Annotated in this window: 12 protein-coding genes and 1 riboswitch; of the genes, 3 read left to right on the top strand and 9 right to left on the bottom strand. The window is 73.4% G+C overall.

The genetic code is table 11. From position 1 onward, the window contains the following. Nucleotides 1–8: 8 nt before the first annotated feature. On the bottom strand, nt 9–794 hold the full coding sequence (locus ACMXGY_RS03300) for a DeoR/GlpR family DNA-binding transcription regulator (protein ID WP_483775462.1): 786 nt from the start codon (nt 792–794) through the stop codon (nt 9–11). A gap of 26 nt (nt 795–820) precedes the next feature. Between ACMXGY_RS03300 and ACMXGY_RS03295 the strand changes: the two genes are divergently transcribed. The 3 genes from ACMXGY_RS03295 to ACMXGY_RS03285 all read left to right on the top strand — a co-directional run bounded on the left by ACMXGY_RS03295 (nt 821) and on the right by ACMXGY_RS03285 (nt 2,532). Continuing rightward, nucleotides 821–1,198, top strand: coding sequence for a DUF4406 domain-containing protein (locus tag ACMXGY_RS03295; protein ID WP_483775461.1), 378 nt, complete (start codon nt 821–823; stop codon nt 1,196–1,198). Continuing rightward, on the top strand, nt 1,195–1,863 hold the full coding sequence (locus ACMXGY_RS03290) for an NUDIX domain-containing protein (RefSeq protein ID WP_483775460.1): 669 nt from the start codon (nt 1,195–1,197) through the stop codon (nt 1,861–1,863). Before ACMXGY_RS03295 ends, ACMXGY_RS03290 begins: the two co-directional genes overlap by 4 nt. Before the next feature lie 183 nt (nt 1,864–2,046). Further along, on the top strand, nt 2,047–2,532 hold the full coding sequence (locus ACMXGY_RS03285; RefSeq protein WP_483775459.1) for a Dps family protein: 486 nt from the start codon (nt 2,047–2,049) through the stop codon (nt 2,530–2,532). A gap of 62 nt (nt 2,533–2,594) precedes the next feature. On the opposite strand, the gene ACMXGY_RS03280 is transcribed toward ACMXGY_RS03285, so the two are convergent. The 8 genes from ACMXGY_RS03280 to ACMXGY_RS03245 all read right to left on the bottom strand — a co-directional run bounded on the left by ACMXGY_RS03280 (nt 2,595) and on the right by ACMXGY_RS03245 (nt 12,498). Then, nucleotides 2,595–4,310, bottom strand: a complete 1,716-nt coding sequence (locus ACMXGY_RS03280) for a dipeptide ABC transporter ATP-binding protein (RefSeq protein ID WP_483775458.1) — start codon at nt 4,308–4,310, stop codon at nt 2,595–2,597. Continuing rightward, entirely contained in the window at nt 4,307–5,329 is a 1,023-nt protein-coding gene (locus tag ACMXGY_RS03275; protein WP_483775457.1) for an ABC transporter permease, read from the bottom strand. The genes ACMXGY_RS03280 and ACMXGY_RS03275 overlap by 4 nt, the downstream gene beginning before the upstream one ends. Beyond that, the gene (locus ACMXGY_RS03270) at nt 5,326–6,276 is read right to left on the bottom strand and encodes an ABC transporter permease (protein ID WP_483775456.1); all 951 of its coding nucleotides are present in this window, start codon (nt 6,274–6,276) and stop codon (nt 5,326–5,328) included. The genes ACMXGY_RS03275 and ACMXGY_RS03270 overlap by 4 nt, the downstream gene beginning before the upstream one ends. Before the next feature lie 27 nt (nt 6,277–6,303). Further along, nucleotides 6,304–7,932 carry an ABC transporter substrate-binding protein gene (locus ACMXGY_RS03265; RefSeq protein ID WP_483775455.1) on the bottom strand — a complete coding sequence of 543 codons (1,629 nt, stop codon included), beginning with the start codon at nt 7,930–7,932 and terminating at the stop codon, nt 6,304–6,306. Nucleotides 7,933–7,980: 48 nt separating this feature from the next. Next, nucleotides 7,981–8,094, bottom strand: a riboswitch (SAM riboswitch). 168 nt (nt 8,095–8,262) lie between these two features. Continuing rightward, on the bottom strand, nt 8,263–9,360 hold the full coding sequence (locus ACMXGY_RS03260; protein WP_483775454.1) for an LLM class flavin-dependent oxidoreductase: 1,098 nt from the start codon (nt 9,358–9,360) through the stop codon (nt 8,263–8,265). 247 nt (nt 9,361–9,607) lie between these two features. Beyond that, entirely contained in the window at nt 9,608–10,723 is a 1,116-nt protein-coding gene (locus tag ACMXGY_RS03255) for an LLM class flavin-dependent oxidoreductase (protein ID WP_483775453.1), read from the bottom strand. A gap of 43 nt (nt 10,724–10,766) precedes the next feature. Then, nucleotides 10,767–11,153, bottom strand: coding sequence for a rhodanese-like domain-containing protein (locus ACMXGY_RS03250; RefSeq protein ID WP_483775452.1), 387 nt, complete (start codon nt 11,151–11,153; stop codon nt 10,767–10,769). Nucleotides 11,154–11,181: 28 nt separating this feature from the next. Beyond that, on the bottom strand, nt 11,182–12,498 hold the full coding sequence (locus ACMXGY_RS03245) for an LLM class flavin-dependent oxidoreductase (RefSeq protein ID WP_483775451.1): 1,317 nt from the start codon (nt 12,496–12,498) through the stop codon (nt 11,182–11,184). Nucleotides 12,499–12,550: the final 52 nt, after the last annotated feature.

The following is a 12,550-nucleotide window of genomic DNA, read 5'->3' as shown; positions in this document are numbered from 1 at the left end:
GTGCGCCGTCACCGAGGCGCGCCGACGATGCGGACGCGCTCACTGAGTCGGCGCATGACGTCGGAGTCCGCGTCCGCGTCGGTGATCACGCCGGCCACGGCGTCGAACCCGAGCACCCGGTACGGGGACGCGGCGCCGACCTTCTCGGACGAGCCCAGCACGTACGTCTCGGCGGCCCGGGAGGCCAGGACCCGCTTCATCGCTGCCTCGTCCGCGTCCCCGGTGGTCAGCCCGGCGTCCGGATGGATCCCGGTGACCCCGAGGAAGAACACGTCCGCGGTGATCTGCTGCGCCGCCTCGACCGCGGCGGCACCGCACGCCACCGCGGAGTGCTTGTAGAGCCTGCCACCGAGGATGAACACGTCGGCTCCGGGATGCGCGACCAGCGCCGCCGCGACGGTCGGGCTGTGCGTGATCACGGTGCACCGCAGCGTGTGCGGCAGCGTGGAGGCCACGGCGAGAGCGGTCGTGCCTCCGTCCAGGAGGATCGTGCTGCCCGGGTCGATCAGCCGCACCGCGGCATCGGCGACACGCTGCTTGCCGGGCGCTTCGACCCGCTGCCGGTCCTCGTAGCCCGCCAGCGCCGGTGACACCGGCAGCGCTCCCCCGTAGACACGCTGGCACAGACCCTCGGCCGCCATCTCACGCAGGTCCCGGCGGATGCTGTCCTCCGAGATGCCGAGCTCGGCCGCGGCGGTCTTCGCCACGATCTTGCCGTCGCGGCGCAGCGTGTCCAGGAGGTGGTCGCGTCTCTCGGCAGCCAGCATGATGAGCCCTCGTTTCTTCACGATCATGCATGTTTGTGGATAGTCTACGACACATGACGAGACCACTGCTCATCCTGATCGCCGGCCCGTACCGCTCCGGCACCGACGGCGACCACGACGCCATGGAGGCCAACCTGCGACGACTCGAGGAAGTCGCCTGGCCGGTCTTCGCCGCGGGCCACGTCCCTATGATCGGCGAGTGGGTCGCACTGCCGGTCCTGCGCTCGGCGGGCGCCACCGTCGACGACGACCTGGCTGCCGACGTGCCCTACCCGACAGCCCAGCGGCTCCTGCAGCACTGTGACGCGGTGCTCCGGCTGCCCGGCGAGTCGGCGGGAGCGGACCAGGACGTCGCGATCGCCCGCAGCCGCGGCCTGCCGGTCTACCACGACGTCGCCGACGTGCCGCGACTCGTCGGGGGCGACCGGTGAGCGGGCAGCCCGGGGTCGACGTCCCCGACCACCGTGGCCGGACGGGGCTCGACCGGACCGGACGAGACCTCGACCGCAACCCCGGCGTCGTGGTCCGGGGCGTCGAGCTCACCTCCCAGGGGTGGCACGTCCTGCGGCAGACGACCTTCGACTACCGGCGCCGCGACGGGCGCTGGCAGACGCTGCAGCGCGAGACCTACGACCGCGGGGACGGTGCGACGATCCTGCTGCACGATGTTGCACGTTCGACCGTGCTGCTCACGCGACAGTTCCGTTTCCCGGCCTACGTCAACGACCATCCCGACGGCATGCTCCTCGAGACGGCCGCCGGCCTCCTGGACGACGACGACCCCGAGACCGCGATCCGGCGCGAGGTCGCCGAGGAGCTGGGCGTCACGGTGGGGCCCGTCGCGCACGTGTTCACGGCCTACATGAGCCCCGGGTCCGTCACGGAGAAGGTGCACTTCTACGCCGCCCCGTACACCGAGCACCACCGCACCGGACCGGGCGGAGGCGTCGCCCACGAGGGCGAGGACATCGAGGTCGTCGAGCTCGCCCTGGACGACGCCCTGGCCATGGTCCGCGACGGTCGCATCGTCGACGGAAAGACCATCATGCTGCTCCAGTGGTGGGCGCTCGGCCGAACAGGGCCACTCGCCTCCTAGGGCGGCAGTCGTCCCCGAGGAACCGTCCTGGTTACCGGTGATGCCGCAGGTCAGGCACGCCTGTCCTTGCTGGCGGGAGCCCGGAATGCTGCCTAGTCTGGAATCGTTCAAGAGAACGGCACCGACGGAAGTCGGGGTGACCGCCGCACGTTCCGGGCGATCCCCGAGAGAGCGAGGAGCACCATGTCCGCACCCACCATCCACCGCACCACGTCGCGCTTCGAGGCGTCGGAGGAGCTCCGCGCCCACCTGCAGCGCGTCCTCGTCGCGCTCGTCGACCTGCACGTCCAGGGCAAGCAGGCTCACTGGAACGTCACGGGCCGCGGCTTCCGCGACCTGCACCTGCAGCTCGACGAGGTCGTGGACGCTGCGCGCGAGCACAGCGACACGGTCGCCGAGCGCATGCGCGCGCTCCAGGTCGTGCCCGACGGCCGGACCGAGACCGTCGCCACGACGACCGACCTGTCCCCGTACCCGGCCGGGCTCGTGTCGGTCGGCGACACGGTCGACGCGGTCGTCGAGCGCATCGCCCAGACGGTCGAGGTCGTGCGCGAGGTCCACGACGCCGTCGACGCCGAGGACCCGACGAGCGCCGACATCCTCCACGAGATCATCGCCGGCCTGGAGAAGCAGGCCTGGTTCCTCTCCTCGGAGAACCGCGAGGTCTGACCCGTCGAGGAGGGCCGTGGTCACCGCCCGTGACCGCGGCCCTCCCGCGCTGGGTCGCGGCGCTATCTCGCCCCCGTGCGCGCCCGCCGGCCGGGGATCGCCGCGACCAGCTCGCGCGTGTACTCCTCCTGCGGGTCGAGCAGGATCTGGTCGGTCGACCCCTGCTCGACGACCCGACCGCGGTGCATGACGCCGACGTGGTCGGACACCTGCCGCACGACCGCGAGGTCGTGGGAGATGAAGAGGTACGCGAGCCCGTGCTCGGCCTGGAGCCGCACGAGGAGCTCGAGGATCTGCGCCTGCACCGACACGTCGAGCGCCGAGACGGGTTCGTCGAGCACGACGAGCGCCGGGTTGAGCGCGAGCGCCCGGGCGATGGCCACGCGCTGGCGCTGCCCACCGGACAGCTCGCACGGTCCGCGCCGCAGCACGTCGGGCGGCAGCGCGACGTCCTCGACGAGGGCCCGGGCCCGCTCGGCTCGCTCCGACCGCGACCCGACGCGGTACGCCCGCAGCGGCTCGGTGATGATCTGCTCGACCGTGAACCGCGGGTCGAGCGACGCGTACGGGGACTGGTAGACGACCTGGAACCCGCGGCGCAGCGCCCGCAGCCGCTCGCCGCGCGCCGTCGTGATGTCCTCGCCCGCGAACTCGACCGTCCCGGCCGTGGGGCGCTCGAGCCGCAGCGCGAGCCGCGCCGTCGTGCTCTTGCCCGAGCCGGACTCCCCCACGAGCGCGTACGTCTCGCCGCGCCCGACGGTGAGGCTCACCCCGTCGACGGCGACGAGCGTGCGGTGCGCGGAGCCGCGCGGCAGCGTGAACTCCTTGCGCAGGTCGCGCACCTCGAGCACGGGCACGGCCGGCGTGCCGGGGTTCGCGCCGCCGTCGTGCACGCCCGTCGGCAGCGGAACCGCCGCCGTGGTGGCCGACCGCGCGACGAGCCGCGAGCTCGCGAGACTGGGGGCGGCCGCGATGAGCTGCTGCGTGTATGGGTGCCGGGGCGCATTCAGCACCTGGTCGGCGGTTCCCTCCTCGACGACGACGCCGCGCTCGAGCACGACGATCCGGTCGGCTCGGTCGGCCGCGACCCCGAGGTCGTGCGTGATGAGCAGCACGGCGGTCCCCAGCTCGCGCACGAGGGCGTCGAGGTGGTCGAGGATGCGGCGCTGGACGGTCACGTCGAGCGCGCTCGTCGGCTCGTCGGCGACGACGAGGCGTGGCCGGGCGGCGACGGCGATCGCGATGAGCACGCGCTGGCGCATCCCGCCCGAGAGCTGTGACGGGTACTGGCGGGCGCGCGCCTGCGGGTCGTCGAGCCCGGCCTGTCGCAACAGCTCCACCGCGCGCTCGCGCGCCTCCCTGCGGCGCGCGAGGCCGTGGATGACGAGCACCTCGGCGACCTGGTCGCCCACGCGGGTCACGGGGTTGAGGGAGACCGTCGGGTCCTGGGGCACGAGCCCGACGTCCCGGCCCCGCACCTGCTGCCACTCCTTCTCGGAGAGGCCGCCGACGTCCTGCCCGCCGAGCCGGATCGTCCCGCCCGTCACCGCTCCCCCGCGCGAGAGCAGGTGCAGGGCCGCGTGCGCCGTCGTGCTCTTGCCCGAGCCGGACTCGCCTACCAGCGCGACGACCTCGCCCGGCCCGACCGTCAGGTCGACGCCGCGCACGGCAGGGTACGACCCGCCGTCTCGCGTGCGGTACGCGACCTCCAGGCCGCTGATCTCGAGCACGGGCGCCGTGCCCGACGTCGTGCCCGTGTGCGCCTCCGTGGTGCTCATGCGTCCTCTCCCGTCCTCTCCAGGGACCGTGCGATGCGGTTCGCCGACAGCACGACGACGACGATCACCAGGCCGGGAAGCGTCGTCAGCCACCACGCGGCGGCCAGGTAGTCACGCCCGCCGGAGACGAGCGACCCCCACTCCGGCGCAGGCGGCGGCGTCCCGTAGCCGAGGAAGCTCAGCGCGGAGATCGCGAGCACCGCCGTCCCGAGCTCGAGCGCGACGAGCGCCACGACCGGACCGGTCGAGTTCGGCAGGACGTGCCGCCACAGCACGCCGTACCAGCGCACGCCCGACGCGCGTGCCGCCTCCACGTAGACCGACGTCGACGTGCGCAGCACCTCGGCGCGCATGACGCGGGCGAACGTCGCGACGCTCGTGATGCCGACCGCGATCGCGACGTTGACCGTGCCGAAGCCGAGCGCCGTGATGATCGCGAGCGAGAGCAGGATGCTCGGGACGGCGAGGAGCACGTCGACGAGGCGACCGACGACGTCGTCCACCCAGCCCCGCACGAACCCCGCCAGCAGGCCGAGCAGCGACCCCACGACGAGGCCCACCGCGACCGCGATCACGGTTGCGCTCAGCGACGCCGACGCACCGTGCACGACGCGCGCGTACACGTCGCGCCCCAGATGGTCCGTGCCGAACAGGTGCGCGCCCGACGGTGGCTGCAGCCGGTCGGCCGGCACGCCCACGAGCGGGTCGTACGCCGTGAAGAGCTGCGGCGCGACGGCCCACGCCGCGACGAGGACGACCGCGAGAGCCGCCGCGACGAGCCCCGGGCGCCGCACGAGGTAGGCCGCCGTGCGTCGTCTGCGACCCGGCAGCGCCGCACCGCGGACCTGGCCGCGACGGATGATCGACCGCGCGTCCTCGCGGTCCGCGATCTCGACCTCCTCGGGCGTCCGCGCGTCGGGCACCTCCGGCGCGCCCGGCTCCGCGCGGGGAGGTGCCGCCGTCGCGAGCAGCCCCACGTCGTCGCGCAGCACGATCCGCACTCCTGGCCTGGTGCTCATGCCGCCACCTTCCGTCGTGCGTCGATGCGGGGGTCCAGCAGCGGGTAGAGGAGGTCGACGACGAGCGTGACCACCACGAAGACGAGCGCCGAGAACACGACGACCGCCTGGACGACGGGGATGTCCTGGGAGTCGACCGACGTCACCGTGAGCCGGCCCAGGCCGGCGCGCGAGAACACCGTCTCCGTGACGACGGTGCCCCCGAGCAGCCCGCCCACGAGCACCCCCAGGACCGTGAGCGCCGGGATCGCGGCGTTGCGCAGCGCGTGCGCGACGTGGACGCGCGCCCGGCTCGCGCCCTTGGCGCGCGCCGTCTCGACGTACGGCTCGGTGAGCGTGCCGCGCAGGCTGCGCGCCAGGATCTGGGCGATCGAGGCGCTCGCGGGGATCGCGAGCGTGACCGCGGGCAGCACGAGGCTGATCGCGCCCTCGTTGCCGATCGCCGGGAAGACCGGGACCTGGAACGAGAACCACTGCAGGAGCAGCAGGCCCACCCAGAACGTCGGGAGCGCGACGCCGAGCGGCGGCAGCGACGCGAGCGCGTGCCGCAGCCATCGGGCGCGCGGGTAGGTGCTCGCGATCGCGAGGCCGCCTCCCGCGACGACCGCCAGCACGAGCGCTGCGGCCGTGAGCCGCAGCGTCTCCGGGAGCGCCTGGAGGACGAGCTGCGTCGCCGGCGCCCCCGACCCGTACGACGCCCCGAAGTCGAGGCGCAGCGCGTGCCACAGCGCGTCGCCGTACTGCACGAGCACGGGCCGGTCGAGGCCGTACTGCGCGCGCAGGTCGTCGAGGAGCGCCGGGTCCACCTGGTCCGCCTCGCCGCCGCCGCTCGCCATGAGCGCGGCCGGGTCGCTGGGCAGCAGGTACAGGACGAAGAACGAGATCGTGAACGCCGCCCAGAGCACGAACAGCCCCTGCCCGGCGCGACGCAGGACGAACCGGCCCATGGGTCGGTCTCCTTCCGTGGGGAGCGGTCAGTCCTGGGTGACCCAGGCGTCGTAGAAGTCGAGGCGCGACGACGCCTCGAACGTCAGGCCGTGGACGGTGTCGGCGGCCGCGATCGTGGTCGAGAGCTCGTAGACCGGGATCGCGTGGCCCTTCGAGACCAGGAGGCGCGACGCCTCCGTGACGAGCCTCTGCCGCTCGGCCGCGTCGGTCGCCGCCGCGGACGCGTCGAGCAGTTCGTCGACCTCCTCCGCGTCGCGCTGGTTGATGTTGCGCGCGTTCGCCGAGAAGATCGTCCGCAGCACGTCCGGGTCGGAGCGCGTGAGGTTGTAGTAGTCGAACTCGAAGTCGCCGCTCTCCTTGATCGCCGTCGACTCGGCGACGGTCACGTGCTGGAGCTGGAGGTCGACGCCGATCTGCGCGAGCTGCTGCTGGACCAGCTCGAGCGGCTCCGGGACCTGCCAGAACGTCACGGTGGTGGAGAGCTTCTGCCCGTCCTTCTCGCGGACGCCGTCGGCGCCCTCGACCCAGCCTGCGTCGTCGAGGATCTTCCTGGCGCCCTCGGGGTCGTAGGCGAGCTCGTCCGCGATGCTCTCGTAGAGCGGCGTCGAGTGGGACAGCACGCCCGTGGCGGGCTCGTCCTGCTCACTGAGCACGGTGTCCGCGATCTGCTCGCGGTCGATCCCCTTGAGGATCGCGGTGCGCACGGCCTCGTCGCCCGCCAGGGGGCTCGACTCGTTCGGGAAGAGGTTGAACACGACGCCCGGGTTGGCGCGGTACTCGAGCCAGAACCCGTTGCCGTCGAACTGCGGGAGGTCGACGGTCGAGATGGCGGCCGTCGCGTCGATCTGCCCGGACAGCAGGCTGCCGCTGCGCACGCTCGCCTCAGGGATGACCTTGAGCGTCACCGTGTCGAGGTACGCCTCGTCCTGGTGATCGTTGGCCTCGGAGCCCCACGCGTAGCCCGGGACCTTCTCGAGCACGATCTCCTGGTCCGGCGTGTACGACTGCACGGCGAACGGGCCCGAACCGACGAACGCGCCGGCGCAGCGGTCCTCGACGCTCAGGTCGGCGGACGACGGCGCCAGAAGTCCGAGCGAGAACGTCGACGTCGCCTGGAGGAACTGCGCGCTCGGCGCGGCGAAGTCGACCGTGAAGGTCTGCGGGTCCGTGACGGTTGTGCCCTCGTAGCCGACGAGGTACTGCGACCCGAGCGACGCCGTCGCGCCGAGGGCGACGATCGCGTCGAAGTTGGTCTTGACCGACGCTGCGTCGATCGGGGTGCCGTCGGCGTACGTCGCGTCGTCGCGCAGGTGGAACGTGTAGCTCGACGCGTCCTCGTTCACCTCCCAGCTCTCCGCGAGCCACGGCAGGATCTCGCCCGTCTCCGGGTCCTGCGCCGTGAGCGACGCGACCGTCTGGCGCGCCGCGGCAATGGCGTCGTTGTTGCCGACCTGCTGGGGGTCGATGCAGTGCGAGTCGACCGTGATCGCGAAGGTCAGGTCGCCGCCCGCCACGGGCTCGCCCGTGGGGCTGGGCGAGCCACCGCCGTCGGACGCGCCCGAGCCGCCGCCCGCGCACGCGCCGAGGAGGAGCCCGGTCGCGGCGGCTGCCGCGGCGACGGTCAGGTACCGGCGTCGGTGAGGTGTGGGGTTCATGGTCGTGCTGCTCTCCTCGTGGACTGGCGCGGCGGAACACCCGACCGCGCGGCGTGCTTACCGCGCAGCGGGAGCTGCGCGGTCAGGTCGATCCCGGAGCACCCCGTCACGTCGAAGGGTTGCTGGTCAGCGAGCCGGGCCTGGGTGCTGACGCTCGTCACCTGGGAGCAGCAAAGACAATCCCGACCGGTTGAGTCAAGTATCGAGACGGACGTCTTGCCAGCCGGACGCATGTTTCACGTTGAGCACCCAGAGAGCCACTGCAGGCTGGGTTCTTGTCGTCCGGCGGCGTCCTCGACGACAACTACCCAGCACTCCACGAGCCGCCGGTCAGCCGGCGGTGAAGCCCGCCGCGCGGCGCGCGTCGGCCGGGCCCCAGAGGTCCGTCTTCACCTCGGCCCTCACGACCGGGATCACCTCTTCCGCGAACCGGCGCAGCACGTCCTCCTGCTGCGTCGCGGGGATCAGGTGGTTGACCGAGACCGACTGCAGGTCGTGGCCGTACGACGCGTGGTAGTCGAGGATCTTCTGCGCCACCCGCTCCGGCGAGCCCACGAGCGCCGGGCCGCGCTCGACGGCGTCCTCGACCGTGCGGAAGCTCGGCGCCTTCCCGACGGCGTCGGGTCCGTAGCCCCGGCGCGCGGCGGCGGCGACCTGACCCTCGTAGATGGGTCGGTACTGCTCGACCGCCTCCTCCGTCGTGTCCGCGAGGAACAGCCCGCCCGAGCCCGAGCCGACGAACCCGTACGCCGGGTCGTGCCCGTGCGCCGCGTACCGCTCGCGGAAGCGGTCGATGAGCACCTGGTAGCTCTCGCGCGGCTGCAGCGCGTTCGCGCTGACGACCGGGTCGCCGTACCGCGCCGCGAGCTCGACTGCGAACCGCGACGTCGCCGACCCGTGCCAGATCCGGAACGGCCCCGCGAACGGGCGCGGCAGCGTCGTCGCGTGCTCCAGCGCGTGCCGGTGCCGCCCCGACCAGCTCACGTCCTCCTCCGACAGCAGCAGCCGCAGCAGCTCGTAGTTCTCCTGCAGGTACTCGTACTGCTTGTCGATGTCGAGCCCCAGCAACGGGTACTGCAGCACCTCGTTCCCCTTGCCGATGACGATCTCCAGCCGCCCCCGGCTCAGCTGGTCCACCGTCGCGAGGTCCTCCGCGACGCGGATCGGGTCGAGCAGCGACAGCACCGTCACGCCCGTCGACAGCAGGATCCGCGACGTCCGCGCCGCCACCGCACCGAGGATCACCGTGGGCGCCGACGACAGCACCTCCCCCGCGTGCCGCTCCCCCACCGCGAACGAGTCGAACCCGAGCTCCTCCGCGAGCACCGCCGTCTCCACGACCCGGTTCAGCCGGTCCGCCGGAGCGACCGCCTCCCCGGTCACCGGGTGCGGCGGGTTGAACACGATGTCGAGCACCTGGAATCGCACGGTCGTTCTCCTTGCTGTCGTGGTCGTTCGTCGTCGGGTTCACTGCCCGCGGGGTCGGGTCGGGTGGTCGGGGTGGATGGGCGACGGGCAGGACGAGCGGTGGGGTCGGACCATGTGCGAAGGACGTCAAGGCGCGCTCGAGAACGTGACACGACAGGCCACGGCGACGGCGCGCCAGTCCGAGCACAGGGTCCGACCCCACCGCGGACCCGACCACGCGGGCCGTAGACCCGGCCCACAGGACCCGTCAGGCCGCGGCGGCCTCGGCGGTGGCGGCGTCTCGCTTCGCGACCTCCTCGCGGACGATCGGGATGACGTAGCGGCCGAAGTCGATCGCGTCGTCGAGCAGGTCGTAGCCGCGGGCCGAGATGACGCGGACGCCGAGGTCGTAGTAGGCGAGGAGTGCCTCGGCGACCTGCTCGGGCGTCCCGACGAGCGCGTTGGAGTTGCCGGCGCCGCCGGTGGCCCTGGCGGTCGCGGTCCACAGGGCGGTGTCGTAGCGCTCGCCCTGGGCCGCGATCTCGAGGAGGCGCTGCGAGCCGGCGTTCTCGGGCTTGTCGATGGGGTGCCGACGGCTGAGCTGCCCGCCCGCGGCGGCCTTGCGCGCCTCGATGCGGTCGAGGATGCGGTGGGCCTTCTCCCACGCAAGCTCCTCGGTCGTCGCGACGATCGGGCGGAACGCGGCGTGGATGCGCGGCGGCGTGGTGCGGCCTGCGGCCTTGGCCTCCGCGTGCACGCGCGCGATCTGCTCGGCCGTGCGGTCGAGCGGCTCGCCCCAGACGGCGTAGATGTCGGCCTCGGCGGCGCCGACGCGGAACGCGGCGTCCGACGACCCGCCGAACGAGATGGTCGGTGTGCGGCCCTCGAACGGCTTGGCGTCGAGCACGAAGTCGTCGAAGTGGTAGAACGGCCCGTGGTGGTCGAACGGCTCGGCGCTCGACCACGCCTGCTTGACGATCTGGATGTACTCGTGGGTGCGCGCGTACCGCTCGTCCTTCGTCAGCGTGTCGCCCTCGCGGCCCTGCTCGTGGTCGTTGCCGCCGGTGATGAAGTGGACGGAGAGCCGACCGCCGGAGAGCTGGTCGAGGGTCGCGAACGTCTTGGCGGCGTACGTGGGGTAGGACACGTTGGGCCGGTGCGCGAGCAGCAGCTCGATCGACTGCAGGCGTGCGGCGGTGTACGCCGCGAGCGCGGCAGGCTCGGGGCCGGACGAGCCGTACGCGAAGAGGACGCGCGTCCAGCCGTTGTCCTCGTGCGCGCGCACGAGGCGCTCGAGGTAGGCGGGGTCGAACGCGGCGGTGGTGCGCTCGGTGGTCTCCGAGGCGTCGTTGGTCGTGGCGATGCCGAGGAACTCGACGGGCATGAGGGTCTCCGGTGTGGTCGGGGTCGGGCGGGGTTCTCGAGGGTCAGGGCCGGGCGGGCGCCGGCTGCGCGGGCGTCGGCTCCGTGGGCACCTCGACCGGGTCGGACGCCGGGAGGCCGGCCTCCTTCCAGGACGGGAAGCCGCCGTCGACGTGGGACACGTTCGTGTACCCGCGTGCGGCGAGCTCCTCGGCGACGGGACCGGAGCCGTTCGGCGACCCGCACACGACGACGACGGGCGTGTCGAGCGAGACGGCGGGGTTGTCGGCGGGGCCGAACAGCGCGTCGAGGTCGTGCCGGTCGGCGAGGGTGGCGCCGGGGATCTCGCCGTGCGCGGCGCGCCCGCCGGCCGAGCGCACGTCGATGAGCAGGGCGCCGTCGGCGACCTTCGCGGCGGCGTCGGTCGCGGTCTGGAGGGGTGGGGTCGTCATGGGTGTCTCCTTCGGTGGTGGTCCCGCGTCAGTGGGCGGGGACGAGTGCGGGCGCGGCCTCGGCGGAGCCCGACGGCGAGCCCTCGGCGGCGAACCAGTGCGAGGCGAGCAGCTCGAACGAGCGGCGCGCGTCGTCGGGGTCGTGGGTGGCGGTGGTGACGAGCAGCTCGTCGGCACCGGTCGCGCGGCGCAGGGTCTCGAGCCGTCGCACGACCGTCTCGGGGTCGCCGACGATGCGCGTGTCGACCCGGTCGGCGACGAGCGCCCGCTCGGCCTCGGGCCGGTCCTCCCACGCGGGTGACGTGCCCGGCTCGGGGTAGGCGATCGCGCCGTCGGGCCCGCTCCGGATGGACAGGACCCAGTCGGCGAACGGCGTCGCGAGCTCACGCGCCCGTTCGACCGTGTCCGCGACGAGGACGTCGGCGGACACGACGACGTACGGCTCGGACAGGACGCCCGGGCGGAACGCCGCGCGGTACGCGGCGACGGTGTCGAGCGTCGCCGACGGCGCGACGTGGTAGTTCGCGGCGAGTGGCAGCCCGAGCTCGCCCGCGACGCGTGCGCTCTCGCCCGGGCTCGAGGCGAGGACCCACAGGTCCCAGTCGGAGCCCTCGACGGGCGGGCTCGCGTACGCCGTCCCGCGCTCGTCGCGGTACGTGCCGGCACGCAGGCCGAGGACGAGGTCGAGCTCGTCGCGGAAGCTCGCCGGGGTGCGTGAGGCGCCGACGATCCGCTTCTGCGCGAGGAAGCGCTCGCGCAGCGCGGAGTCGCCGTGGTCGACGGGCGGCGGGCCCGGCACGTAGAGGCCGTCGACGACGCGCGGACCGGCGGCGGGTCGCCCGGGGCCGGTCGTGGTCGGCCCTGGTGCGTCGGGCGACGCTCCGGGCGCAGGGCGTCCCGTCGCCTCGGTCCCGGCGGCGGCATCGGGATCGGCAGCCTTCTTCGGCGGGGTGAGGGCGCGGCCGAGGCCGAGGTCGACGCGTCCGGGGTGCAGCGCGGCGATCGTCCCGAACTGCTCGGCGGCGACGAGCGGGCTCGTCGTGCTGAGCAGCACCGCGCCGCTGCCGACGCGGATGCGCTCGGTCCGGGCCGCGACCGCGGCGGCGAGGACCGCGGGCGACGCGGAGCCGACCCCGGGCGACAGGTGGTGCTCGGCGTACCAGACGCGGTGGTAGCCGAACCGGTCGAGGTCCTGGGCCAGCCCGACGGCGCGGCGCACCGCGTCCTGGCCGGTCGCCCCCTCGGGGACGATCGCGAGGTCGAGGACGGACAGCGGGACGCGGCCGGACGCCGGTCGCGGCCCGCCGGGCGTGGCGGTCTGGTGCGGGTGCTGGTGGGACGGCATGGCTTCCTCTGGTGGTGGTGCGGTGGCTCCCGGCGACGCGGTGGTCGGCGGG

It is taken from the genome of Cellulosimicrobium sp. G4 BAM 1002, assembly GCF_057126935.1.
This window is presented reverse-complemented; position numbering and strand designations above follow the sequence as displayed.